21 protein-coding genes and 4 tRNA genes are annotated in these 24,343 nt (G+C 46.8%); 19 read left to right on the top strand and 6 right to left on the bottom strand.

What is annotated here, in order from left to right; genetic code table 11:
- Positions 1-54: 54 nt before the first annotated feature.
- From B2U90_RS11005 to B2U90_RS11085, 17 genes are all read left to right on the top strand, one after another.
- A tRNA-Arg gene (locus B2U90_RS11005) sits at positions 55-131 on the top strand.
- 172 nt (positions 132-303) lie between these two features.
- Positions 304-1,278 carry a thiamine-phosphate kinase gene (gene thiL / locus B2U90_RS11010; protein ID WP_059077372.1) on the top strand — a complete coding sequence of 325 codons (975 nt, stop codon included), beginning with the start codon at positions 304-306 and terminating at the stop codon, positions 1,276-1,278.
- 12 nt (positions 1,279-1,290) lie between these two features.
- Positions 1,291-1,755, top strand: a complete 465-nt coding sequence (gene tsaE / locus B2U90_RS11015; protein ID WP_170088128.1) for a tRNA (adenosine(37)-N6)-threonylcarbamoyltransferase complex ATPase subunit type 1 TsaE — start codon at positions 1,291-1,293, stop codon at positions 1,753-1,755.
- Complete coding sequence (gene tsaB, locus B2U90_RS11020; RefSeq protein ID WP_113856220.1) at positions 1,739-2,449, top strand: tRNA (adenosine(37)-N6)-threonylcarbamoyltransferase complex dimerization subunit type 1 TsaB; 711 nt, start codon at positions 1,739-1,741, stop codon at positions 2,447-2,449. Before tsaE ends, tsaB begins: the two co-directional genes overlap by 17 nt.
- Complete coding sequence (gene rimI, locus B2U90_RS11025) at positions 2,446-2,910, top strand: ribosomal protein S18-alanine N-acetyltransferase (RefSeq protein WP_075582502.1); 465 nt, start codon at positions 2,446-2,448, stop codon at positions 2,908-2,910. Before tsaB ends, rimI begins: the two co-directional genes overlap by 4 nt.
- Before the next feature lie 19 nt (positions 2,911-2,929).
- Positions 2,930-3,940, top strand: a complete 1,011-nt coding sequence (tsaD, locus tag B2U90_RS11030) for a tRNA (adenosine(37)-N6)-threonylcarbamoyltransferase complex transferase subunit TsaD (RefSeq protein ID WP_059077369.1) — start codon at positions 2,930-2,932, stop codon at positions 3,938-3,940.
- A gap of 10 nt (positions 3,941-3,950) precedes the next feature.
- Entirely contained in the window at positions 3,951-5,372 is a 1,422-nt protein-coding gene (locus tag B2U90_RS11035) for a sensor histidine kinase (RefSeq protein ID WP_206085100.1), read from the top strand.
- Position 5,373: 1 nt separating this feature from the next.
- Positions 5,374-5,961 carry an ANTAR domain-containing response regulator gene (locus tag B2U90_RS11040; RefSeq protein WP_059077367.1) on the top strand — a complete coding sequence of 196 codons (588 nt, stop codon included), beginning with the start codon at positions 5,374-5,376 and terminating at the stop codon, positions 5,959-5,961.
- Between the two features lie 160 nt (positions 5,962-6,121).
- Positions 6,122-6,403, top strand: coding sequence for a co-chaperone GroES (gene groES / locus B2U90_RS11045; protein WP_059077366.1), 282 nt, complete (start codon positions 6,122-6,124; stop codon positions 6,401-6,403).
- Positions 6,404-6,465: 62 nt separating this feature from the next.
- Positions 6,466-8,097, top strand: a complete 1,632-nt coding sequence (gene groL / locus B2U90_RS11050) for a chaperonin GroEL (protein ID WP_059077365.1) — start codon at positions 6,466-6,468, stop codon at positions 8,095-8,097.
- 160 nt (positions 8,098-8,257) lie between these two features.
- The gene (locus B2U90_RS11055; RefSeq protein ID WP_292017803.1) at positions 8,258-9,436 is read left to right on the top strand and encodes an MFS transporter; all 1,179 of its coding nucleotides are present in this window, start codon (positions 8,258-8,260) and stop codon (positions 9,434-9,436) included.
- A gap of 84 nt (positions 9,437-9,520) precedes the next feature.
- Positions 9,521-9,596 (top strand) — tRNA-Asn (locus tag B2U90_RS11060).
- A 1-nt stretch (position 9,597) separates the two neighbouring features.
- Positions 9,598-9,672: transfer RNA gene (locus tag B2U90_RS11065), tRNA-Glu, on the top strand.
- A 6-nt stretch (positions 9,673-9,678) separates the two neighbouring features.
- Positions 9,679-9,754 (top strand) — tRNA-Val (locus tag B2U90_RS11070).
- 838 nt (positions 9,755-10,592) lie between these two features.
- A complete protein-coding gene (gene ilvA, locus B2U90_RS11075) occupies positions 10,593-11,786 on the top strand; it encodes a threonine ammonia-lyase (protein ID WP_240937163.1) in 1,194 nt (397 codons plus the stop codon).
- Between the two features lie 51 nt (positions 11,787-11,837).
- The gene (locus B2U90_RS11080; RefSeq protein ID WP_292017804.1) at positions 11,838-13,274 is read left to right on the top strand and encodes an amino acid permease; all 1,437 of its coding nucleotides are present in this window, start codon (positions 11,838-11,840) and stop codon (positions 13,272-13,274) included.
- Positions 13,275-13,438: 164 nt separating this feature from the next.
- Positions 13,439-13,825, top strand: coding sequence for a RidA family protein (locus B2U90_RS11085; protein ID WP_059077362.1), 387 nt, complete (start codon positions 13,439-13,441; stop codon positions 13,823-13,825).
- Positions 13,826-13,935: 110 nt separating this feature from the next.
- Here the strand turns inward: B2U90_RS11085 and B2U90_RS11090 are convergent, their stop codons facing one another.
- The 5 genes from B2U90_RS11090 to B2U90_RS11110 all read right to left on the bottom strand — a co-directional run bounded on the left by B2U90_RS11090 (position 13,936) and on the right by B2U90_RS11110 (position 18,887).
- Positions 13,936-15,177 (bottom strand): aminopeptidase, encoded by a 1,242-nt coding sequence (locus B2U90_RS11090; protein WP_075582141.1) that lies wholly within the window; start codon positions 15,175-15,177, stop codon positions 13,936-13,938.
- A gap of 43 nt (positions 15,178-15,220) precedes the next feature.
- Positions 15,221-16,552 carry an MATE family efflux transporter gene (locus B2U90_RS11095; protein ID WP_292017805.1) on the bottom strand — a complete coding sequence of 444 codons (1,332 nt, stop codon included), beginning with the start codon at positions 16,550-16,552 and terminating at the stop codon, positions 15,221-15,223.
- 77 nt (positions 16,553-16,629) lie between these two features.
- Positions 16,630-16,896 (bottom strand): 30S ribosomal protein S20, encoded by a 267-nt coding sequence (rpsT, locus tag B2U90_RS11100; RefSeq protein WP_059077359.1) that lies wholly within the window; start codon positions 16,894-16,896, stop codon positions 16,630-16,632.
- An 82-nt stretch (positions 16,897-16,978) separates the two neighbouring features.
- The gene (gene fba / locus B2U90_RS11105; protein ID WP_059077358.1) at positions 16,979-17,944 is read right to left on the bottom strand and encodes a class II fructose-1,6-bisphosphate aldolase; all 966 of its coding nucleotides are present in this window, start codon (positions 17,942-17,944) and stop codon (positions 16,979-16,981) included.
- Positions 17,945-17,993: 49 nt separating this feature from the next.
- A complete protein-coding gene (locus B2U90_RS11110) occupies positions 17,994-18,887 on the bottom strand; it encodes an RluA family pseudouridine synthase (protein WP_059077357.1) in 894 nt (297 codons plus the stop codon).
- Positions 18,888-19,221: 334 nt separating this feature from the next.
- Between B2U90_RS11110 and dnaG the strand changes: the two genes are divergently transcribed.
- Together dnaG and rpoD are read left to right on the top strand one after the other, a co-directional pair.
- Complete coding sequence (dnaG, locus tag B2U90_RS11115) at positions 19,222-21,012, top strand: DNA primase (protein WP_292017806.1); 1,791 nt, start codon at positions 19,222-19,224, stop codon at positions 21,010-21,012.
- 26 nt (positions 21,013-21,038) lie between these two features.
- On the top strand, positions 21,039-22,277 hold the full coding sequence (rpoD, locus tag B2U90_RS11120) for an RNA polymerase sigma factor RpoD (protein WP_113856214.1): 1,239 nt from the start codon (positions 21,039-21,041) through the stop codon (positions 22,275-22,277).
- A 128-nt stretch (positions 22,278-22,405) separates the two neighbouring features.
- On the opposite strand, the gene B2U90_RS11125 is transcribed toward rpoD, so the two are convergent.
- Complete coding sequence (locus B2U90_RS11125; protein ID WP_059077354.1) at positions 22,406-23,962, bottom strand: DEAD/DEAH box helicase; 1,557 nt, start codon at positions 23,960-23,962, stop codon at positions 22,406-22,408.
- Positions 23,963-24,343 lie beyond the last annotated feature (381 nt).

Raw genomic sequence — 24,343 nt, forward strand, 5'->3', positions numbered from 1 at the left:
CCTGCCAAAACACAGAGGGAGAGGGATCTGCAGGAGACCGATATCCCTCTACATGACTCGGTAGCTCAGCTGGATAGAGTGACTGACTACGAATCAGTAGGTCTAGGGTTCGAATCCCTACCGGGTCACCACAGGCAGCTCATACATTTTGTGTGAGCTGCTTTTTTTATCCGCGATCTTCCTAAGAATCTTCCGTTTCTATATACGTGAGAGGTTCAAAGCTTGTCATTTACAAGTATCTTTTTTTTATATACAATAGATACTTGAGTAGTGTACCTTTGTTTTTTTATAAGGAGTACTCTTATGAAAATTTCTGAACTTGGTGAATTTGGCTTTATTGATGCCATTAAAGAAGATACGTTGTTCAATCCGGACCCTGTCGTCATCGGGATAGGTGATGATGGTGCCGTATATAAAACTTCTGCCGGTATGGAACAGGTTGCTGTTATTGACACGATGGTGGAAAACAGCCATTTTATCATTCATCGCACGGGAGACTGGTATGATGTTGGATATAAAGCTGTAGCTTCTAACCTCAGTGATATCGCTGCTATGGGTGGTGTTCCTACGCATATCGTTTTGTCTACGGCAATCGCTCCGGATATGGAAGTGGATGGCCTTGTTTCTCTATATGATGGCATTAAAGATATCTGCCGTTCTTATCACGTCAACATCCTTGGCGGAGATACAGTCACTTCTAAGGAAGGGATGGTCATAACCGTTGCGGCCTTCGGTGAAATAGAAGAAGGAAAGGCGATACGCCGCAGCGGTGCCAGACCAGGAGATATCGTGGCTGTATCGCACACAATCGGCAATTCAAGTGGTGGATTGGCAGTGCTTCTACAAAATCATGATGGCTATTCCCAGCTGAAGCGGGCTCATCGATTTCCTGTCCCGCAAGTTGAACTTGGGCGGCTTCTGGTTAAATACAACTGTCATAGTCTGAATGATATCAGTGATGGACTTGCTAGCGAGAGCAATGAAATAGCCAAGGCCAGTGATGTACGTCTGGTTTTAAAGAAAGAAGCCATTCCGGTTAGTGATGAACTAAAAGCCTGGGCCAGAGAATCGAAGACAAATGTCTGGAAGTATGTCTTTAATGGCGGGGAAGATTATGAATTGATCTTTACGATGGAACCGGCTGATTTTCATGCGCTTCAGGCGGAATATTCTGATGTGACTCAAATTGGTGTGGTCCGTTCGGGTAGTGGAGATGTACTTCTCGTAGACGGTGATTCTGAATCAATTCTGGCTCCTACTGGCTGGACTCATTTTTAAGGAGGCTCTGATATGGACATTGTGACACAGTCAGAACAAGAAACTATCAATCTGGGTATGGTTATAGGATCCGCGTTACATTCGGGTGATGTTTTGGCACTGCATGGTGATCTGGGGGCAGGAAAGACCCATTTTGTCCAGGGGATTGCCCGGGGAATGGGAATTGATGCGAATGTAGTCAGTCCTACTTTCACTATATTGAACTTCTATGAACACGATATTCCGTTGCAGCATTTTGATTTTTATCGCCTAGAGGAAGAGTATGAGCTGGATGACCTGGGATTTGATGATTACATTACCAGTGGCGTTACGGTTATAGAATGGTCAGAAAAATTTTCTGATCGTCTTCCTGACGATGCATTACATATTACGATAAAAAAGACCAGTTTGACCGGGCGGGTTTTCCAATTTCAATTTATCGGTGACCGCTGGTTACAAGTAGAAAAAGAGGTACAGAAATATGCTATTAGCCATTGAAACGTCAAGTCTCGTATCCAGTGTAGCCCTGTTGCATGAAGATTCTCTCCGTGCGGAATTGACGATACAGGCAAAACTGACCCATTCGGAGCAACTCATGCCTCATATTGCCGATATGCTTGAGAAGGCATCTGTCAAAAAAAATCAGATTGATGGCGTTGCTGTTTCCATAGGACCTGGTTCATTTACGGGACTGCGCATCGGCCTGGCATCTGCTAAAGCATTGTCTTTCGGTTGGCAGGTTCCCATCGTGGGAATTGAGACGCCTCAGGCATTAGCCTGGAATTTTATTGGCATGTCTTATCCTGTCTGTGTACTCATTGATGCACAAAAGGGGAATGTATATGCTTCTACATATCTCTGGCATGAATGGGATCTCGAAGAATGCAGTCCGATTTCGGTCATGCCCCTGACGGATGTTCTGGCGACTTGCAAGTCACAAAGCGGACCGGTTGTATTTTGTGGTGATGGGGCTATTCTCTATCAGGAACAGATAAAGAATGCATGTCCTGCGTTTTATCTTGCCCCGCCGACAATGCGCATCCCACGGGCAGGAAGCCTGGCAATGGCGGCGGTCAGACGGCTTGATGCCGGTGATTGTGATGATTGTATGACGCTGACACCAGCATATAAACGACGCAGTGAAGCTGAAGTATTATGGGAAAAACGGCATGGTGAAAAGCTATGTCTATGATTGTACGGCCAGCCGTGCGACAAGATGCGGCTGGAATTTATGATATTGAGACAGAATCCTTTTCTGTTCCATGGTCCAGAGAAAGCATCGACCACGAACTGGAACATACAGAATTGACACGGTATTACGTACTGGTTCGCGATGACGGATATATAGCCGGATATGCCGGGTTGTGGCGTGTTACCGACGAAGGCCAGATCACTAATATTGCTCTGCGTAAAGACGTGCAGGGCAAGGGCTATGGTGAGCTGCTCGTCCGGGTTATGATGGAAAAGGCTTTTGAAGAAGGTTGTATGGATATATTTCTGGAAGTACGGGTCTCCAATATACCGGCGCTGGGATTATATCGCAAACTGGGATTCGAAGTCCTTTCTGTACGCAAGAGCTATTATTCTGAGCCTGTGGAAGATGCCTATGTCATGGGATGTCAGAAGGAAAAATATAAGTGGGCTGTAAAATAATAAAAAGGATGAACGTATTATGTATACATTAGCTTTGGAAACAAGCTGTGATGAAACATCGGCTGCTGTTATTCGGGACGGTCGTCACATCTGCTCAAACATCATTTCGACACAGGTACCGATTCATCGCAAATTTGGCGGTGTAGTACCAGAAATTGCATCACGCCAGCATATTGAATATGTTATGCCTATCATCAAAGAAGCTTTGGATGAGGCGGGAGTCGATATCCATGATATTGATCATATCGGTGTCACATATGGCCCTGGCCTGGTAGGGGCTCTCCTGGTAGGAGTTGCCGCTGCGAAAGCACTCAGTTTTGCCCTTGATAAACCGCTGGTTGGCGTTAATCATATGGAAGGTCATATTTTTGCAAATTTCCTCAGTCATCCTGAACTGGAACCGCCGTTTTTAGCTCTCGTCGTATCAGGCGGCCATACCCAGCTGGTTACGATTAAAGACTATAACTCCTTTGAATTGCTGGGGCAGACACGGGACGACGCAGCTGGGGAAGCGTTTGATAAGATTGCCCGCGTCATGGGATATCCCTATCCCGGTGGGCCACAGATTGATGCACTGGCAAAAAAGGGAAATCCCGATGCGATTGTCTTTCCCAAGGCATTGCACGAAAAACATAATTTTGAATTTAGTTTCAGTGGACTGAAATCGGCTGTTCTTAATTACCTGCATACACAGGAACAGCGCCATGTCGGTTACAGCCCGGAAGATGTCGCTGCTAGTTTCCAGAAAACCGTAGTGGAAACATTAGTAGAAAAGACAATGGATGCAGCCCGTTGGAGTGGTATGAAACAAATTGCTGTAGCCGGAGGCGTTGCTGCCAACAGCGGCCTTGCGGCTGCGATGGAAGCCGCTTGTGCAAAGAGGCAGTATAAGTTATATCGGCCGGATCCCATCTTATGTACCGACAATGGGGCTATGATAGGCTGCAGGGCATATTATATGGCTATAGACGGGCGATTTGCCGATCTGACGTTGAATGCACGCCCTGCATTATCTATTACGACATGCTGAGGTGACTGATATGTCTCCCATAGAATCGATTTGCCAGAGTGCCAGTTCTTTATCAGATGTGCAAATCCACATTTTAAAAAATAGTGAAAAATTGTTACAGTTTGCCAGTGATTTATCTCACAGGAAAATCTATGTGTATGTCCCAGGCCAGGAAGCGGGGACCTTGGTCCTGACAGCACAGAGACGCCCTTTTTTTCAGGAATCAGACAGCTTGACTGCACTGCCTGATTCCGGAGTAGTCGTTACCCGGTATGATGAGCCGATTGTATGGCAGGTATTAACGACTGGGACTCCTTTGAAAGGGACGATAGAAACGAATTATGGCCAAATGGAGCCCATTTCCTGTTATCCCTTTGTCGATAATGGAGGACTTACTATTGGTGTCATTTCTTTTGTGGGACGGATTGAAAACAGCAGGGATGTTTTGACGGAAACGGCTTTTTTATCTTTGCAGGTACCCATTGAAGAGCACATGAACCGCTTATATCAGCGTTTATCTTTGCAAGATGGCATTATTCTCGTCGATGGTAATGGTACAATCCGCTATGTAGACGATATGGCGGAAAGCATCATGCAGCTGCGGGGACGTTTCAAACGCCTGACTGGTGAAAATATTTATAGCAGTCAGTTCCATTTTGCCGGAGTAAAACAGGCACTGGAAACCCGGCAGGGTTCGGTCGTAGATGTACAGCATGGAAAAAATGTCTTTACGAGACGGATTATCCCTATTCTGCGGCGGGGACGTGTCGATCGGATTATTGTGGTTATTACAGAACGGACGGAGCTGTACCAAAAGGAAGAAGAATTGATGATTAAGACGTCAGTCATCAAGGAAATCCATCACCGCGTCAAAAATAACCTGCAGACCATAGCCGGTTTATTGCGCATGCAGCTGCGGCGCGTCCAGAGCGAAGAGGCAAAGGAAGCGTTGAATGAAAGCCTGAACCGCATTATCAGCATTTCTCTCGTTCATGAGACCTTATCCCATCATGATGAAGAATATATTGATATATCTGATGTAGCAGAAAAACTATTGTCACTGGTATTGCATAGTCTCGTGAGTACAGAAAGCCATATTATACCGGTTTTCCATGGGCAGAAATTGATGATGCCGTCTGATGCAGCCACATCGTTATCACTGGTCCTGAATGAATTGATTACGAATTCTGTACTGCACGGGCTGTCTGGTCGCAAAGAAGGCATTATTACGCTGCAAATCTGTTGTCAAGGGGAAACAGCAGATATCACGGTAGAGGATAATGGCTGCGGTATGCCGGAAACGATGACTAAGGACAAGCGTCACCATCTGGGACTAAAAATCATCAAAACGTTGGTTGAGAAAGATCTTCACGGGACCATCATTTTTTCCGGGGCAGAACCGGAGGGAACCCGGGCAGTAATTCATTTTCCAATAGAAAAAAGGGGAGATTAAAATGGGGTATCGTGTGGTTATCGGTGATGATGAATCGATTATCCGAATGGATCTGGCGGAAATGCTAGAAGATGCCGGTCATGAAGTAGTCGGAGAAGCTGCCGATGGAGTGGAAGCGCTGGAGCTGGTGCGTAAAATGCGACCCGATATCGTATTGCTTGATATCAAGATGCCGCGTCTGGATGGAATCCATGCAGCCCGAATGATGGCTCATGACCATCTGGCGCCCGTGTTACTGCTGACGGCGTACAGCCAGCGTGATATCGTCGATAAAGCGAAGGATTCGGGTGTTTTGGGATATCTGGTAAAACCCGTATCACCTACTAATTTATTCCCTGCTATGGAAATTGCCGTGTCTCAATTTAAAAAGCAGCAGGAAATAAATGCCCAGCTCGAACAGATGAATGAGCAGATAGAAACGCGCAAAATCGTGGAACGGGCAAAGGGCCTCATCATGGATTTATACCATATTCCGGAAGAAGAAGCGTATCGCCGGTTGCAGCAATATAGCATGAAAAAACGGACGACGTTGAAACATGTTGCAGAAGCAGTCATTGCCAGTATGGCAAAGCAAAATAATCGTCGATAGTGGATTGTACCAGGCAGATTTTTGCCTGGTATTTTTTTCCTAATTAAAAAAAACTATTGACTTTTTTACCTTTACTGGGTAATATATATATTGTAGTTAGCACTCGGATATAGTGAGTGCTAATAAAGAGAATGACATAACATGTTAGGAGGAATATACAATGTTAAAACCTTTAGGAGATCGCGTTGTCATCCGCGTATTGGAACAGGAAGAAAAAACTGTCGGTGGGATTTATCTGCCTGATACAGCTAAAGAAAAACCGTGCGAAGGTGAAATTATTGCAGCCGGCCCGGGCAAACTTCAGGAAGATGGTTCCCGCGTTGCGTTAGATGTCAAAGCAGGCGACAAAGTTATTTTCTCTAAATATGCAGGAACAGAAGTCAAATATGAAGGAGAAAAATATTTAATCGTCAGCGAACGCGATATTCTGGCAATTATGTAATACGAGACCTGTAACGGTCGTTATCATGGAATATATACTTATAATACAGGAGAGTGTTTAACATGGCTAAACAGATTTTATTTAATGAAGATGCACGCCGTGCTTTAGGCAAAGGCGTTGACGCATTAGCTAATGCAGTAAAAGTAACATTAGGACCGAAAGGCCGCAATGTAGTTCTTGATAAGAAATTTGGCGCACCGACCATTACCAATGATGGTGTTACTATTGCCCGCGATATCGAACTGGAAGATCCGTTTGAAAATATGGGTGCCCAGTTGGTAAAAGAAGTAGCAACTAAAACAAATGATGTAGCTGGTGATGGTACGACAACGGCTACGCTGCTTGCCCAGGCCATGATCCAGGAAGGGATGCGTAATGTTGCTGCTGGTGCCAACCCGATGATCCTTAAACGCGGTATTGAAAAAGCCGTAGCAAAACTCGTTGAAGAAATCAAGAACCGTTCCATCGCTGTTTCTGATAAAGCATCTATTGCCCAGGTTGCTTCCATTTCTGCAGGCGATGAAGAAGTAGGCAAATTGATTGCTGAAGCTATGGAAAAAGTTGGTAAAGACGGTGTCATCACTGTTGAAGAATCCAAGACGATGGGTACACAGCTGTCTGTCGTAGAAGGCATGCAGTTTGACCGTGGCTATATTTCCCCGTACATGGCAACGGATGCAGAAAAAATGGAAGCTGTCATGAGTGAACCGTATATCCTCATTACGGATCGCAAGATTGCATCTATCCAGGAAATGCTGCCGGTCCTTGAAAAAGTAGTACAGGCTGGTAAGGAACTTCTTATCATTGCTGAAGATGTCGAAGGTGAAGCGCTGGCAACCCTTGTTGTCAACAAACTGCGTGGTACGTTCAAAGCCGTTGCTGTAAAAGCTCCGGGATTTGGTGACCGCCGCAAAGCAATGCTTCAGGATATTGCTGTACTTACAGGTGCTAACGTTATTTCGGAAGACGTAGGCCGTAAATTGGACAGCATTACAATGGAAGATCTTGGTACGGCACGTCAGGTACGTGTAACGAAAGATGAAACGACTATCGTAGAAGGCCACGGTGATCCGCAGGCAATTAAAGACCGTATTGCCCAGATTAAAGCCCAGATTGCTGAAACAACGTCTGATTTTGATAAAGAAAAACTGCAGGAACGTCTGGCCAAGATGTCCGGCGGCGTAGCTGTCATCGAAGTCGGTGCTGCTACAGAAGTTGAATTGAAAGATAAGAAACTGCGTTTGGAAGATGCACTGAATGCTACACGTGCAGCCGTTGAAGAAGGCATTGTAGCAGGTGGTGGTACGACCTTCATTGATATTCTTCCGGCTCTTGATGAATTCCATGAAGAAGGGGACGTTCAGACTGGTATTAATCTGGTAAAACGTGCTATTGAAGAACCGGTACGCCAGATTGCCGCTAATGCAGGACTGGAAGGATCCGTTATCGTAGCCAAGGTAAAAGCCGCTAAAGACGGCGTAGGCTTTAATGCGTTGAAAGAAGAATACGTTGATATGGTTCAGGCTGGTATTGTAGACCCGGCTAAGGTTACACGCACAGCCTTACAGAATGCCGCTTCTATTGCTGCTCTGGTTCTGACAACAGAAACGCTGGTTGCTGATAAACCGGAACCGGCTCAGGCTGGTCCTGCTGTTCCTCCGGCAGGCATGGGCGGAATGCCTGGCATGATGTAAGAATAAGACGGAACGGTTTATTTTTGCCAGGTAACGTGTGAGGTAAATGTAATACTACATCCCCGTGATTTCGAGTCACGGGGATGTTTTTTGACTAAATTATGTTTTTGGGTTATGATAAATGAGCTATAAGATTCTAGATTAGTATAAGGAAGGGAAAATGACTGGTACAGTACCTTTAAAACAGATGCTCCCATTAGCAGGAATGACGATTTCAGCTTTTATTTTCAATACATCTGAATTTATGCCCATTGGTTTATTGATAGACATTTCCCAGTCTTTTTCTATGACAGAAGCACAGACTGGTACGATGATTACCCTTTATGCCTGGGTCGTAGCCGGATTATCCCTGCCTCTGATGCTGATTACCTGCAATATTGAATCCCGGCGTCTTTTGCTGGGAACCATGGCATTATTTCTTGCCGGACAGATTGGTTCCGGTCTGGCTGTCTCTTTCTGGATGCTGTTGCTGGCCCGTATCTGCGTTGCCTGTGCCCATGCTGTTTTCTGGTCTATTGCAGCTCCTATTGCTGTCCGGCTTGTACCAAAAGAGCAACGGTCTCTGGCATTGAGTATGATTATAACCGGTACGTCTATTGCCATGATTGCCGGATTACCTATCGGAAGGGCTATTGGTTTGTATTTGGGCTGGCGCATGACATTTTTATGTCTGGCAGGTATTTCACTCCTGTCTATTATATATCTAACTGTCGTATTTCCCCGCTTAAAACAAAATCAGCCCTTTTATATTTCTGATCTGCCGCATATGCTGAAAAATCGTATACTCCTGGCTATTTATATCATTACGGTATTGTTTTCTACATCTTATTATACGGTGTATAGTTATATTGAACCGTTTATGCAGCAGATTGCCCATATGGGCGATACGTGGATTACGTTGATTCTGACTGTTTTTGGTGTTAGCGGATTGTTAGGGAGTATTATTTTTTCACACTTTTATAATCAGTTCCGATTTCTACTCATCCGCCTGAGCCTGATTTGTCTGGCAGGGTTATTTTTCCTGCTGGATTTGGCGTCACAAGATATCATGATGGTTATTTTCGTTTGTGTGTTGCTGGGAATTACGGCAACGGTTTTTAATGTGACGTTTCAGGCTGAACTGATTCAATGTGTTCCGGCCGGAGCAGCAGCCGTAGCTATGTCGATTTTTTCTGGTATTTTCAATCTGGGAATCGGCAGTGGAACCTGGATAGGAGGAAAAGCGGTTGATGCGGGACTACTAGGTGATATCGGATATGCAGGAGGATGCATTGCTGCCATAGCAGCTTTGTATTGTCTGGCAGTTTTTATTCCAGTGCTGAAAAGAAAAATGGAATAAAGCAAAAAAATAGAAAAAAGTACTTGCTTTTTTTTTCATAACCTAGTATAATCTTTATTGTTCGATACAGAATACATGAGACATTCCTCAATAGCTCAGTCGGTAGAGCAATCGGCTGTTAACCGATTTGTCGTAGGTTCGAGTCCTACTTGAGGAGCCATGGCCCCTTGGTCAAGTGGTTAAGACACCGCCCTTTCACGGCGTGAACGTGGGTTCAAATCCCGCAGGGGTCACCATTTTTTGGGCGATTAGCTCAGCTGGGAGAGCGCCTGCCTTACAAGCAGGATGTCAGCGGTTCAAGCCCGTTATCGCCCACCAGGTTACAGCACATCCACTCGGATGTGCTGTTTTACGTTATGCACGGATAGGATGAACCGCAACGCGGTACTACCGAAAGGGAAAGACAAGGCAAGCTGCAGGAGCTTGCCGATTCATAAGACACGGTTTCGGTATAGGCGATTCACACGCATTTGCGAGTCGCAGAGCTCCTTCAAATACGGTTCACTGCCTAAAGCCCGTTATCGCCCACCAGGTTACAGCACATCCACTCGGATGTGCTGTTTTACGTTATGCACGGATAGGATGAACCGCAACGTGGTACTACCGAAAGGGAAAGACAAGGCAAGCTGCAGGAGCTTGCCTTGTCTTGAGGCAGTTTTTTACCATTAGGTCGTTTTATTGTGTATTTGATACGATTACGGGATTGCTAATATCAATATGATATTAGCAATCCCGTAACTTATAATTTCTATATACGAAAATCAATTTCTTGATAAGGCAGCACAATCAGATAGATGATTAAAAAGCATGTCGCTCATGATAATTAATTGTATATAACATATATCTTTTTACAAAAGCCTAATGTATTATTACAATGGACAAAAAATACAGAGTGAAATAAAAAAACATCAAATAAAAAGCATGGAAAATAATTAAATTCTTCTCATAAACACAGATGTAATGCACGATTATATTAAAATCGGGGTAGCATTAGACGAAAATTAAATCGCAAGTATATCTATTGACAGTAGACTATTTGAGAAGTATAGTGTAAGCATAAGATACGTTTGACACGTATCCGTAAAGCCAATTGGATTTATGGTTTACGTATATTAAGGAGGTTGAATCTATCATGAGTGAAGCTGTTACATTAGAAATGGTACAGGAAGCACAGAAACGGTTGCAGGGCGTAGCGCAGAAAACAGGTTTGTCTTTTGCCAATTCAGTTAGTAAAATAGCTGATTGCCAGGTATACCTGAAGATGGAAAATTTACAGCGGACTGGTTCATTTAAATTGCGCGGTGCCTATAATAAAGTAGCATCCCTTACTCCGGAAGAACGGGAAAAAGGTGTTATTGCTGCATCGGCAGGCAATCATGCCCAGGGTGTGGCCCTGGCTGCCAGCGCTTATGGCTGTCAGTCTACCATCTGCATGCCCAAGCACGCTCCTTTGTCCAAAGTAGCGGCTACGCGTGGATACGGGGCTAATGTGGTGCTGCACGGAGATTTTTTTGATGAAGCGGCTGCTAAAGCGGTAGAATTGACGAAAGAACATGGGTACACTTTTGTCCATCCCTTTAATGATCCGGAAGTTATTGCAGGGCAGGGGACGATTGCGCTGGAAATTATTGAACAATTGCCCGATGTGGATGCCATTGTTGCGCCTATTGGTGGTGGTGGATTGATTTCCGGTCTGGCTGTAGCAGCAAAAAGCGTTAATCCCAAAATCAAAGTCATCGGCGTACAGACGGAAAACATGCCTTCTATGAAAGAATCGGTAGAACAAGGGAAGATTATTACATACAATGGGAAAGCGACGCTGGCAGATGGGATAGCTGTTAAAACGCCGGGAGATCTGACTTTTGATATCTGCCGCCATTATCTGGACGATATAGTAACCGTCGATGAAAATGAAATTTCCCAGGCGATACTCTGGCTCCTGGAACGCTGTAAAACGGTTGCTGAAGGCGCTGGTGCCGTACCTACCGCAGCTCTTATGAACGGTAAGATTTCCGGCCTTCACAACAAAAAAGTGGCAGCTCTCGTAAGTGGTGGCAATATTGATGTCAATAATATGCAGCGTGTCATCAATCAGGGTCTTATCAAGTCCCGCCGCAAGATTTTCTTCCAGACGATTATTCCTGACGTACCGGGCGAAATGGTTAAACTTCTGACCATCATTGCCAACGCCAATGCCAATGTACTCTCTATCGTCCACGAACGGAGCCAGCATGGCGTGGATATGGGACAGACTGCCGTATCATTGGAACTGGAAACGGCAAATGAAAAGCACGTAGAACAATTGATGTCCACATTAAAAGATCATCATTATTATGTTACGATGAAATAAGACACGCATCATTTCATAAGACCATAATGATTCCAAAGCTATGGAGGTAAAATGGAACAGCAGAAAATGGAACGCGGTCTGAAGCCGCGCCATGTAGAGATGATAGCTCTGGGGGGAACCATTGGTGTTGGCCTGTTTATGGGGTCAGCCAACACGATTCAGATGGCCGGTCCGTCGGTACTGTTATGTTATGCCGTGACGGGTGTCGTCATGTTTTTCATTATGCGTATTATGGGGGAAATGTTGTACCAGGAGCCAGTGACTGGTTCTTTTGCAACGTATGGTCACAAATATATCAGTCCTTTTGTGGGATATCTGACAGCTTGTTCTTACTGGTTTCTCTGGGTCGTCGTCGGGTTATCAGAGATTACAGCCGTGGGGATTTATGTACATTACTGGTTCCCGGACTTGCCGCAATGGATATCGGCTCTGGCTGGAATGGCTATAGTCGCATCGGCCAATATGGCGGCCGTTAAATATTACGGCGAATTTGAATTCTGGTTTGCCCTGATAAAAGTCGTTACGATTATCGTTATGCTCATCGTCGGGGCAGCGGTCATCCTCTTTGGATTTGGTAATGACGGCGTGCCTGTTGGCATCAGCAACCTTTGGTCTCATGGTGGTTTTATGCCTAATGGATGGGGAGGAATGCTGGCGGCTATGTGCGTCGTAGCGGCGTCATTCCAAGGAGTTGAACTTATTGGGATTACAGCCGGAGAAGCCCAGGATCCACAAAGGACGCTAAAAAAGGCTGTTAATAACATCGTATGGCGTATCCTTATATTCTACATTGGTTCTATCTTTGTTATCCTTTGTATCTATCCTTGGACAGAAGTCAGCTACATTGGCAGTCCATTCGTCATGACTTTTGCCAAAGTAGGTATTACAGCTGCTGCAGGAATTATCAATTTCGTCGTTCTTACCGCCGCTTTATCAGGCTGTAATTCTGGGATGTACAGTTCAGGGCGCATGCTTTATACACTGGCACAGAATGGCCAGGCACCGCGTATATTTGCCAGATTGTCACCTTCAGGTGTGCCCCGCAATGGAATTGGAGTTACCGTCATCGTACTGGCCATCGGTGTTGTCCTGAATTACTTGATTCCCGATTCCAAACTGTTTTTGTATCTGTATAGCGCATCGGTATTCCCAGGTATGGTTGCCTGGTTTGTCCTGGCCTGGGCCCAGAAAAATTTCCGCAAGGCTTGGGGACCGGAAGTCATGGCTAAGCATCCGTTCAAATCGCCACTCTATCCGTACTCGAATTACTTCTGCATAGCTTTCCTGATTCTGGTAACGATTGGCATGCTGTACAATCCGGATACCCGTATGTCTATCCTTTCCTCATGGGTCTTCATTGCGGCTATTACGGCGGCATGGTTCCTGTGTGGCCTGAACAAGAAGAAATATGATAAAGAAGGTCACCTTCTGGCTGTGGCAGATGGTGAAAAAACGGCATCGGAAAACAAAGGCACTGAGAATGACTGATTTTTACGTAATATTATTGATTTAGTATATGCTATTATATAGAAGTCTTGTATAGTTCACCAAGAGTATTGTGTAAATATATATCATATACAGTGGAAATATGAAATTAGATGTTGTATAATAATAAACAGGATAGATAAATTTTTTTAAGGAGATGTTTTATCATGGCAGTAAACGTTATTAGTACTGAAAAAGCTCCTGGTGCAGTAGGACCATATTCCCAGGCGATTAAAGCAGGCGATTTCCTCTTTGCTTCTGGTCAGATTGCTATCAATCCGGAAAAAGGCAAACTCGTAGGCGGCGGCGTAGTAGGCCAGGCAGAACAGTGCATGAAAAATGTCGGCGCTATTCTGGAAGCAGCCGGTGCATCCTATGATGATGTCATCAAAACAACGGTATACATCACCAATATGAACTTCTTCGGAGCTGTCAATGAAGTATATGCTAAATACTTCAATAAGACTCTTCCGGCCCGTTCCTGCGTGGAAATTGGCAAACTGCCGAAAGATGCCCTCGTCGAAGTCGAAGTCATTGCTTATGTAGGTAAATAATCGGATTATGTGTTAAAAGATTTTCCGGTATCATGTAAAAAGCTCCCTGTCAGGCAATCAAGAGATATGCTTAAACTCTTGGTTGCCTGCAAGGAGCTTTTTTTGCTGATTTATGCCCAGTCTCCATTTATAAATACGGGAACTGTTGTTCCGTCAGATTGAGTACCCGTGATTGATAAGTCGTCGCTTCCGACCATGAAATCGACGTGAATCATGGAATCATTCAGGCCATTAGCGCAAAGTTCCTGATCATCCATCTCGCTGCCGCCAGACAGGCAGGTTGGATAGGCCTTGCCAAATGCCAGATGGCAAGAGGCGTTTTCGTCGAAGAGTGTTTCATAAAAGAGAATATGGGACAGGGAAATAGGGGAATGATAGGGAATCAGGGCTACTTCTCCCAGACGGGCGGCGCCTTCATCCATAGACAATATCTGTTTTAGCACATCATCCCCTGTTTCTGCCTTCGATTCTATGGCTCGTCCATCTTTGAATATGATGTGGAAGTTATCGATAAGATTTCCGTTGTATACAAGCGGTCTCGTGCTATATACAATGCCATCGACACGGGCGGCATCAGGAGCCGTATAAATTTCTTCTGTAGGGATATTCGCGTTGAACAGTATATGTGATGTCGTTTCTTCTGCACCTCCCTGCCAGATATGCTTGTCTGACAGACCGATGGTCAGGTCGGTTCCCTGCCCGGACGTATAGTGCAAACTTGTGAAATGCTGACTGGTCATCCAATCGCGGCGTTTCTTCAGTTCCAGAAGATGAGCATCCCAGTCCGCCAGCGGATGTTCGCCATCAGCGCGGGAAGACTGGAGAATCTGCTTCCAAAGCATTTCGTAGGCAGCTTCTTCCGATTGTTCCGGATACAGGATACGTGCCCATACGAGGCTGGGAACGGCGGCGACGAGCCAGGTCGTCCTGGATGCCATCATGCCGTCGATGTATTCTTTTAACGCCTTATTCGAGGCTTTTTGCCAGGCGACTAATTTTTGCATGTCTATGCCTTTCATGAGGTAGGGATTAGCAGAAATAAGGCTAAGAAATGCTGCATTCTGGCGATAATAGCAAAGGCTGAAATCGCGGCGCCAGTCAGGCATAGTTGTAAATTCTGACAGATTTTCATATTCATAACGCAGCCGGGCGGAGTCATCGGACCGCCAATTCATCACGACCTGACGGGCACCCGCTTCATATGCTTCACGGGTGAGGATGGTGACAAAATCATGGGATTCTACGGGGGCTGAGATAACGAGAATTTGCCCCTGCTGCAGATTTAATCCCTTTTTGAGCAATACCCGGGCATACCCGGGTAGCAGAGAGGAAATAGAAGAATCGAGATGCATATGTATCACTCCTAGTATAAATAATTAACACATTAACTGGTGATTACAGAGTCCAGGCAGTCCGTTTCCATAGGCGGATATTCAGGGCCAGTGCATTAATGGCAAGACTGATGATCAGACTGTACCAGTACCCGTATGCCCCATATGGGAGGAGATGGGCTGCACCATATCCCATAGGAAGGCTGATAAGCCAATAGGTAACAAACGCTACGATTGTAATGATGCGAACATCTTTATATCCCCTTAAAATGCCCTGGACAGGAGTCCCTGCTGCATCGCAGAAGGAAAATATGACAGCGAGTAAGAGAAAATGGCGGATATGTATGAGTGTACTGGCATCCGAGGAGAACAAGGCACTGATAGGAGTTATAAATGTATAGGTCATGCTGGCTGTAAGACAGACAATGATCAGAGCTAATCCCTGACAGATATGGGCGTACTGGCGGGCAGCCCGTCCATTCCGGGCACCCACTTCATATCCGATGACAATCGTCGATGCCAGACTGAGACTCCAGGGAAATACGTAAATCAGAGTCGAATAGCTGATAGCTGCCTGGTTAGCTGCCAGGAATACCGTACCAAATTCGGCCATCAGCAGGCCGATGATGGAGAACAGGCTGGTCTCACAGAAAATAGCGACAAACATGGGGATGCCGATGCGCAGCTGCTCAGAGATTGTGTGCCAGTCCGGTTTAGTGAATTGATGCCACAGACCGTATGAGCGGAATGGCTCCAGAAAAGAAAACAATACTAGAAAAACAACCAGTGTCAGCCAGGCTGCTATGGTAATAGCATATCCCGTTCCAACGCCTCCCATGGGGGCTATGCCGAATCCACCGAATACGAGCAGGCGGAACAATGCCACTGTGACAGCCATATTGAAGAATAAGATAGCCATAGACACATGGGTCTTGCCATGGGCATCGGTAATGTAACGCAGCGTAGCTACGAGAAACGTGGGAAGTATGCCCCAGGCCAGTGCAATTAGGTACTCGCGGGCAATCGTATATACGGCAGGTTCCAGACCCATTATGCCCAGAAACGGATCGAGGCATAGCATCCCTGCTGCGAGGACGACGGCCGTCGTAATGACAGCGACGTAGAGACTTTGTAAAATGTATCCGGGAATATTTTCCGTTTTCCCAGCGCCCCGGAGCTGGGAAAGAATGGGGGAAACGCCAAAGAAGACGCCGCACATACCAGCAAAGACCGGGTACCAGATATTGACTCCGACGGCGACGCCCGCCAGATCGACGGTGCCGGCCTGGCCACTGAAAATACTGGAAAAGACGCCGCTGCCAACCTGGGCCATCTGGGTGAGCAATAACGGAAAAAAAAGTGTAAGAAAATGCCGTATCTGGTATATCTGCGGCATATATACAGATACCTCCTTAAAAAAGAATTGATATATAAAACAAGCCCCACGGTCCGTGGGGCTTGTTAGCATTACGATTATTTATCCATTTCGTTTACTTTGGCAGCCAGACGGGATTTCTTACGGGCTGCAGTATTTTTATGGAGAACGCCTTTCTGTGCAGCACTGTCGATGACGCTGCTGGCTTTATCAAATGCTTTTTTTACAGCTTCAGCATCACCTGTGGCAATTGCTTCGGTCGTACGGCGGATAGCAGTATGAACGGAAGATTTGACCTGGGAATTTACGGCGTGACGGGCTGCATCTTTTTCCATCGATTTGATGTTGGATTTAATCTGCGGCAATGGGTTCACCTCCTAATTTACAAGAACACTAGAAGAAATTCTATCATAAAACGGAATAAAAATCAATAGAAACTTTGGGGAATTACGCTTTATGTGCCGACCCCAGTACTTCTGTGATTTTATGAGAAACAAGGTCATAGACGTTCTGACGGCCGTCTTTCAGATACTGGCGCGGGTCAAAGTGATCCGGATGTTGGGCCATATGGAGACGGACACCGGCTGTCAGAGCCAGGCGGATATCGGAGTCGATGTTGATTTTGCAGACTGCCAGGGAAGCTGCCTTGCGGAGCTGGTCTTCCGGAATACCGATAGCATCAGGGAGATTACCTCCATTTTCGTTAATGATCTTTACATATTCCGGTACGACAGAGGACGCGCCGTGCAGGACAATCGGAAAATCAGGCAGCCGTTTAGCCACTTCTTCGAGAATATCGAAACGCAGTGTCGGCGGTACGAGGACGCCCTGTTCGTTACGGGTGCACTGTTCCGGCGTGAACTTATAGGCGCCATGGCTGGTCCCGATAGCGATAGCCAGGGAATCGACACCAGTGCGGCTTACGAATTCTTCTACTTCTTCCGGACGGGTATAGGAAGCTTCATGGGCGGCTACTTTGACATCATCTTCGATGCCTGCCAGCTGACCCAGTTCGCCTTCGACGACGACGCCATGGGCATGAGCGTATTCGACGACCTGCTTGGTCAGGGCGATGTTATCTTCGAACGAATGCTTCGATCCGTCAATCATGACGGATGTGAACCCGCCATCTATGCAGGATTTGCACGTTTCAAAATCGGCGCCGTGATCTAGATGAAGGGCTACCGTCAGGTCATGGTCTTCAAGAGCTGCTTCTACGAGATGTTTCAGATAACTCGGCTTGGCGTATTTTCTGGCACCGGCCGAGGCCTGAAGGATGATTGGGGATTGAAGGTCTGCTGCCGCGTCGGTAACAGCCTGGACAATTTCCATATTATTGATGTTGAAAGCCCCGATGGCATAATGACCGGCATAGGCTTTTTTGAACATATCTGTAGTTGTAACTAATGGCATAGGAAAATTCCTCCTTTTAATAAAGGTATACGTGTAGATATGGTGGTCCTCAGAGCGGGACCAGATTATGATAATCCCAGCCGGCACAGCAGAACAACTGTTGCATATCTGCCGGCAACGGGGAATTAACCGTAATGAATGTACCACTGACCGGATGAGTGAACTGAATGCGGAATGCATGCAGTGCCTGCCTTGCTATCTTGGTCCGGCTGCCGCCATACAAATCATCGCCGCATAAGGGATGGCCCAGGCTGGCACAATGCACCCGGATCTGGTGGGTGCGCCCTGTATGAAGAGTTACTTGAAGCAGGCTGAAGTCATCTGTGACAGCCAGACACTGAATATCGGTATGGGCCGGTTTGCCATCAGCATCGGTACGGCGCAGTATAATGCTGTCCGGAGCCCGGGAAATGGGCCAGTGTATGGTCAGGCGCCGGGCGGGAAATCTTCCTTCGGCTACGGCCAGATAATATCGGTGATAGTCCAGATGCTGCCGGCTGAAAGCATACTGTATCTGGGGCTGTTTTGCAATCAGGCACAGTCCGGAGGTATTACGGTCCAGGCGGTGCATCGGATGATAAGAACAATTTTGCCCTGTCTTTTGATAGTACCAGGCCAGTGCGTTTGCCAGCGTTCCATCATGAGCCCCTGACGTAGGATGCATCAATAATCCCGCAGGCTTGTTGACAGCTATGATATAATCATCTTCGTAGGCTATTTCAACGGGAATCGGTTCCGGCTGGAAGGGATTGGATTCCGGAAGCTCTACGCGGATGACGTCGCCTGTAGAAACGAAATCACGAGTATCAGCGGCTCTGCCGTTACAGGTACAGATGCCGTTGTGCTTGATTCGCCGCCGCATGGTGGCAGAAACACCGGCATGGCGCAAGGCACCCAGCAGGGATGTTTTCTTTTCCAGTCTGCCTACGATAACTTCAATCATGGCATCTCCTTTATCGGTAAAAGATACATACACATCTATTGTACAAAAGAGAAACCGGGAAATCAACGTAGGATGTTAACTGCACAGCTATATTGTAACGGAAGAGGCTGATAAAATCAACAGAAAAAATGGGGGATTTTTATCGGTACAAAGAAAAATTACCGGTAGAAAAAGGATTTTGAAGATTTTTATGGAATAGTATATAATGTAAGGTCTGTGAGAAATGTCCTGCCGTCATAGGTGATATGCAAAATCTATACAGATGCCAGGCAGGAATCAGGCTGTATATCTAGAATGTATTACTACACGAATTCTTTAACAGGTGATGTGGCATATGCGTTTTACAAATGAATTTATAGAACAAGTACGGCAGGCCAATGATATCGTCAGTGTTATTTCCGATTATCTGGTTCTCCAGCGCCGGGGACGCAATTTCTGGGCATGCTGTCCGTTCCATAATGAAAAAACGGCTTCGTTCAGTGTCGCTGCTGATAAAGGATTCTATTATTGTTTTGGCTGTCATGCCCACGGAGATGTTTTCAAATTCATCATGATGAAAGAAAACATCTCTTTTAGTGAAGCCGTGGAACGACTGGCTGAACGGGCGCATATCCCGCTGCCGGAAGTCGAAAAATCAGCCGATGACATTGCACGGGATACGCATCGGAACCGCCTGTTTGAAATTAATGAACTGGCCGGCAATTTCTTTCATAACTGTCTGGTGAAGACCCACTACGGCGAACCGGGCCTTGCCTATTTTCATCGCCGCCACCTGAGCGACGACACGATTTATTCGTTTAAGCTGGGATTTGCCCCGGACAGCTGGAATAAACTGACCGATGCCTTTGAAAAAAAGGGAGTGACCGGGCCGGAACTCGTCGAAGTCGGACTGGCCAAAGAAAAAAACGGCCGGTACTACGACGCCTTTCGCAACCGTGTCATGTTTCCCATACGGGATGGCCGGGGACGCATCGTTGGTTTTGGCGGCCGCGTGCTCGATGACAGCCGGCCCAAATACCTGAATTCCCCGGAAACAATGATTTTCAATAAACGCCGCCTGCTCTTTGCTATGGACAAAGCCCACAAGGCGATTTATGAACAAGGAAGAGCTATCCTGGTTGAAGGGTATATGGATGTCATATCGGCTCATAACCGGGGAATCTGCAACGTGGTAGCGTCCCTGGGGACGGCGTTTACCGATGAACAGGCGCGGCTTCTCCAGCGTCAGGCAAAAGAGCTGGTTTTATCGTATGATATGGATGGGGCGGGCAGGCAGGCAACGCTGCGTGCCATGGAAATCGTTCGTAATCTGGGGATGCGCATCCGTGTCGTATCTTTGCCGCAGGGCAAGGATCCTGATGAATATATTAATAGCGCCGGCCCTGACAAATTCCGCGAAGCTGTGGATAATGCGCCCAACGTGCTGGATTACATGCTCATGACGGCACTCCAGCAATCGGATGAAACGACCCTTGAAGGCAAAGCTGCCATCACGGCGACACTTCTTCCCGTATTGGCGCAAGTCAGCAACCGCGTCGTCCTGGAAGCCTTTTTAAAAAAAATGGCAGCCCGCATTCAGATCGATGAAAACGCAATCCGCAGTGAGTTTAACAAATACGTGGCAGCTCATCCGGAAGCAGGACAGCAGCAGGTCACTATTTCCCATTCCGTTTCGCAGGAAAATGCTGCAGCCCGGGGCGGTGGCCCCAATGCGGTTTCAGAGGAAAATATCCTGCGTTTTCTCATGGATCATCCCCAATCCTGTACCCGTATCCGGGAAAAGATCATCCCGGGATTTTTTGCCAATACTGTGCGGCGCCGTATTTATGAAAAAATATTGGCAGTTGCTGATGCACAGGGAATGTACACTACGAGTGACATCCAGAATAATCTGACTCCTGAGGAGGCCGAAGAACTTGCAAGAATCATGGTACTGCAAGATGTTCCCGTAGACGAAGCTGTTTTACTCGATTATGTAAAACGGTTCCGCCTGGCGGAATTGCAGAAAAAGTATAAAGAATACAGCGCCCGGGCAGCCGCCTACGGACAGAGTAATGATCCCCGTTTCGTAGATGCGCTGGCGGCGTGTAAACAGATTTTAGAAGAAATGAAACATTGGTCCTGACGGAGAAAGAAAGGAGCTAGTACTTTATGGCAAATATAAAGGATGAAAATAAGGCAGTCAAAAAAAAGACAAAGAAAACGACACGGGGCAGCAAACGTGCGAAAAAAACGGATGCGCCCCAACTGAGCGAAAAAGAACGGCAGGAACTGACGCTGCAGCATATCCAGCAGCTGATTAAGACGGGACAGAAAAAGGGGAGCCTGACCTATACAGAAATCATGAATGTGATGGAAGAAGATGATCTGACTCCCGATCAGATTGACAAGATGTATGAGGTGTTTGCTGACAAAGGCATCGATATCATCGGTGAAGATGACCAGATGACTATGGATGATGATCTCGATGACGATGATGCGGAAAAGGTCCCGGAAATCCATATGGATTTGAGCATTCCCGAAGGCATCAATATTGATGATCCGGTCCGCATGTACCTCAAAGAAATCGGCCGTGTCCCGCTGTTGTCTGCAGAAGAAGAAATTACCCTGGCCAAGACTATTGAACGGGGCAATTCCCCCGATGCGACGGAAGAAGAAATCAAAGCGGGAAGCGTTGCCAAGAAAAAACTGACCGACGCCAATCTGCGCCTCGTTGTCAGCATTGCCAAACGTTATGTCGGCCGGGGCATGCTGTTCCTGGACCTGATACAGGAAGGCAATCTGGGTCTGTTGAAGGCTGTTGATAAATTTGATTATAGTAAAGGCTATAAATTCAGTACTTATGCTACGTGGTGGATCCGGCAGGCCATTACCCGGGCTATTGCTGACCAGGCCCGTACTATCCGTATCCCTGTACACATGGTAGAAACAATCAATAAACTGATTCGCATCTCCCGTCAGCTTCTGCAGGATAAAGGCCGGGAACCACTGCCGGAAGAAATCGCGGAAAAAATGGATATTTCTGTCGAACGGGTACGGGAAATCATGAAGATTGCCCAGGAACCGGTATCTTTGGAAACACCAATCGGGGAAGAAGAAGATTCTCATCTGGGTGATTTCATCGAAGACCAGGAAGCAGTGGCTCCCGATGATGCGGCTTCCTTTATTCTGCTGAAAGAACAAATAGAGGACGTATTCTCCTGTCTGACAGACCGGGAACGGAAAGTACTCTATCTGCGTTTTGGACTGAAAGACGGACGTCCCCGTACATTGGAAGAAGTAGGTCAGCATTTTAATGTCACCCGTGAACGTATCCGCCAGATTGAAGGGAAAGCCCTGAGCAAACTCCGTAATTGGGGCAAGCGGGAAAAAATTAAAGACTTTCTCTGATTGGCAGATAATACGCTGTATACAATTATATGACCCGTCAGATGGGATAGAAAAAACCATGGAATTGTAATCTGATGATTACGTTTCCATGGTTTTTTCATGTCTGAATATGCTATGCCAGTCTGTGATTAATCTTTAAAGTAGGGCTTGAAAACAGAACGGGTGGGTTCTTTGTGTTCTTTTTTACGCGGTTTAAAAACACGGCGGGCCGTATCACCCGTATCTTTTTTACGATTGTCCCGGTTCCCTTTGGAATGAAAATGACGCTGGCCGTCATGCTGCTTCCCTGAGTGCTGGCTGTGGTCACGGCGACGGTTATTTCCCCGGCCAGATCCCTGCCGGCGGCTGGTCCTGACGCGCAGCGGTGCTTCTTCCGTGATTTTGACTGGTGTCGTATCCGGTTCTTTAGTCAAAAGTTTGATGGCGGCGGCGACGAGAGCCGTGCTGTCATAATTGCTGAGCAATTCTTCCGCATTTTCCTTATAGGTTCCATATTCTCCGGATTCGACAGCACCGACCAGATTGCGGATAGCCGTCTGTTGGGCTCCTTCCAGTGCTTCCGATAATGTAGGTGCCTTACGGCGCTGGATGCGGCGTTTGATGAGCCGTTCAATCGTACGCAGATGTTCGATTTCTCTGGGGATGACGAACGTCGTTGCTTCGCCGCTCTGGCCGGCACGACCCGTACGCCCTACGCGATGGACATAGCTTTCCGGATCCTGGGGCAGATCGTAGTTAAATACATGCGTAACACCGCTGATATCAAGGCCGCGGGCAGCCACGTCGGTAGCGACGAGAATATCAATCGTGCGTTCCCTGAACTGGCGGATGACCGTATCGCGTTTGGCCTGTGTCAGATCGCCGTGTATGCCTTCTGCCGAGTAACCGCGTTTCTTCAGTGCTTCCGATACTTCATCGACGCGGCGTTTGGTGCGGACGAAGATAATAGCCAGATCCGGTTCTTGTAAATCGAGGAGGCGGCAGAGAATATCGAATTTCTGACGGTCCGGCACTTCAATGTAGGACTGTTCGATTAAGTCGATGGTTACTTCTTTGGCTTTCATGCGGATAATCTTGGGATCGTGTAGGAAGTTTTCTGCCAGTTCCTGAATCGGTTTGGGCATAGTCGCCGAAAAGAGCAGTGTCTGCCGCGTTTCCGGTGTCGCTCCCATGATGAGATTGATATCATCAATAAATCCCATATCCAGCATTTCATCGGCTTCGTCCAGGACAATCGTACTGATATGACTGAGCTGGATAGTTCCTCTCTTCATATGGTCGATGAGCCGCCCCGGTGTGGCGACGATGATTTGAGGACATTTCCGGAGCCGGCGCAGCTGCCGTTCCATATCCTGGCCGCCGTAAATCGGCAGTGCCTGAATCGGTGTGAACTGGGCCAGATGATTCATTTCTTCCGCTACCTGCATAGCCAGTTCGCGTGTAGGCGATAAGATGACTGTCTGGATTTCTTTGCTGGGTGGGGCTGCCAGGATTTTTTCCAATACGGGGATGCCGTAGGCGGCTGTTTTTCCCGTACCGGTCTGTGCCTGGCCAATCATGTCACGGCCGGCCATGGCGACAGGTATGGATTCTGCCTGAATCGGGGTTGGTTCTTCAAAACCCATTTCATTCAGGGCACGGATGATGACTTCACTGATATTAAGTTCTTGAAATTTTTCTAACATAGTTCCTCCTTTTGTATGAACATCTAATTCTATCATTTTGCTCTCTGAAAAGATAGGGGCTTTTTGTAAATACCCGTGCGTGGAATGGTTCCTGGGTCCTATAGGCAGCAGAGGTCAAAATGGGGGCAAAGACAACGGGTCCGGTAACCGTATAAAAAATAGCCACCGCACAAATGCGATGGCTATCCGTGTCTTTTATGGTGGACCATCAGGGGATCGAACCCTGGACACCCTGATTAAGAGTCAGGTGCTCTTTCCTTTATTTTAGGGCTTCGTTGGCATCAACTGAACCAAAACTGAACCAACGCATCAGATTTTGCTGTTCAGGAACTTCTGCCATGCCTTCACTGTTTCAGGTCCACAATAGCCATCAATCTCAAG

It is taken from the genome of Megasphaera sp. UBA4233 (assembly GCF_002395615.1).
GTDB lineage: Bacteria > Bacillota > Negativicutes > Veillonellales > Megasphaeraceae > Megasphaera > Megasphaera hexanoica.

Excerpts from the sequence above, each read along its gene's own strand:
- thiL (WP_059077372.1), top strand. The coding sequence starts at position 304 with ATGAAAATTTCTGAACTTGGTGAATTTGGCTTTATTGATGCCATTAAA.
- tsaE (WP_170088128.1), top strand. The coding sequence starts at position 1,291 with ATGGACATTGTGACACAGTCAGAACAAGAAACTATCAATCTGGGTATG.
- tsaB (WP_113856220.1), top strand. The coding sequence starts at position 1,739 with ATGCTATTAGCCATTGAAACGTCAAGTCTCGTATCCAGTGTAGCCCTG.
- rimI (WP_075582502.1), top strand. The coding sequence starts at position 2,446 with ATGATTGTACGGCCAGCCGTGCGACAAGATGCGGCTGGAATTTATGAT.
- tsaD (WP_059077369.1), top strand. The coding sequence starts at position 2,930 with ATGTATACATTAGCTTTGGAAACAAGCTGTGATGAAACATCGGCTGCT.
- B2U90_RS11035 (WP_206085100.1), top strand. The coding sequence starts at position 3,951 with ATGTCTCCCATAGAATCGATTTGCCAGAGTGCCAGTTCTTTATCAGAT.
- B2U90_RS11040 (WP_059077367.1), top strand. The coding sequence starts at position 5,374 with ATGGGGTATCGTGTGGTTATCGGTGATGATGAATCGATTATCCGAATG.
- groES (WP_059077366.1), top strand. The coding sequence starts at position 6,122 with ATGTTAAAACCTTTAGGAGATCGCGTTGTCATCCGCGTATTGGAACAG.
- groL (WP_059077365.1), top strand. The coding sequence starts at position 6,466 with ATGGCTAAACAGATTTTATTTAATGAAGATGCACGCCGTGCTTTAGGC.
- B2U90_RS11055 (WP_292017803.1), top strand. The coding sequence starts at position 8,258 with ATGACTGGTACAGTACCTTTAAAACAGATGCTCCCATTAGCAGGAATG.
- ilvA (WP_240937163.1), top strand. The coding sequence starts at position 10,593 with ATGGTACAGGAAGCACAGAAACGGTTGCAGGGCGTAGCGCAGAAAACA.
- B2U90_RS11080 (WP_292017804.1), top strand. The coding sequence starts at position 11,838 with ATGGAACAGCAGAAAATGGAACGCGGTCTGAAGCCGCGCCATGTAGAG.
- B2U90_RS11085 (WP_059077362.1), top strand. The coding sequence starts at position 13,439 with ATGGCAGTAAACGTTATTAGTACTGAAAAAGCTCCTGGTGCAGTAGGA.
- B2U90_RS11090 (WP_075582141.1), bottom strand. The coding sequence starts at position 15,177 with ATGCATCTCGATTCTTCTATTTCCTCTCTGCTACCCGGGTATGCCCGG.
- B2U90_RS11095 (WP_292017805.1), bottom strand. The coding sequence starts at position 16,552 with ATGCCGCAGATATACCAGATACGGCATTTTCTTACACTTTTTTTTCCG.
- fba (WP_059077358.1), bottom strand. The coding sequence starts at position 17,944 with ATGCCATTAGTTACAACTACAGATATGTTCAAAAAAGCCTATGCCGGT.
- B2U90_RS11110 (WP_059077357.1), bottom strand. The coding sequence starts at position 18,887 with ATGATTGAAGTTATCGTAGGCAGACTGGAAAAGAAAACATCCCTGCTG.
- dnaG (WP_292017806.1), top strand. The coding sequence starts at position 19,222 with ATGCGTTTTACAAATGAATTTATAGAACAAGTACGGCAGGCCAATGAT.
- rpoD (WP_113856214.1), top strand. The coding sequence starts at position 21,039 with ATGGCAAATATAAAGGATGAAAATAAGGCAGTCAAAAAAAAGACAAAG.
- B2U90_RS11125 (WP_059077354.1), bottom strand. The coding sequence starts at position 23,962 with ATGTTAGAAAAATTTCAAGAACTTAATATCAGTGAAGTCATCATCCGT.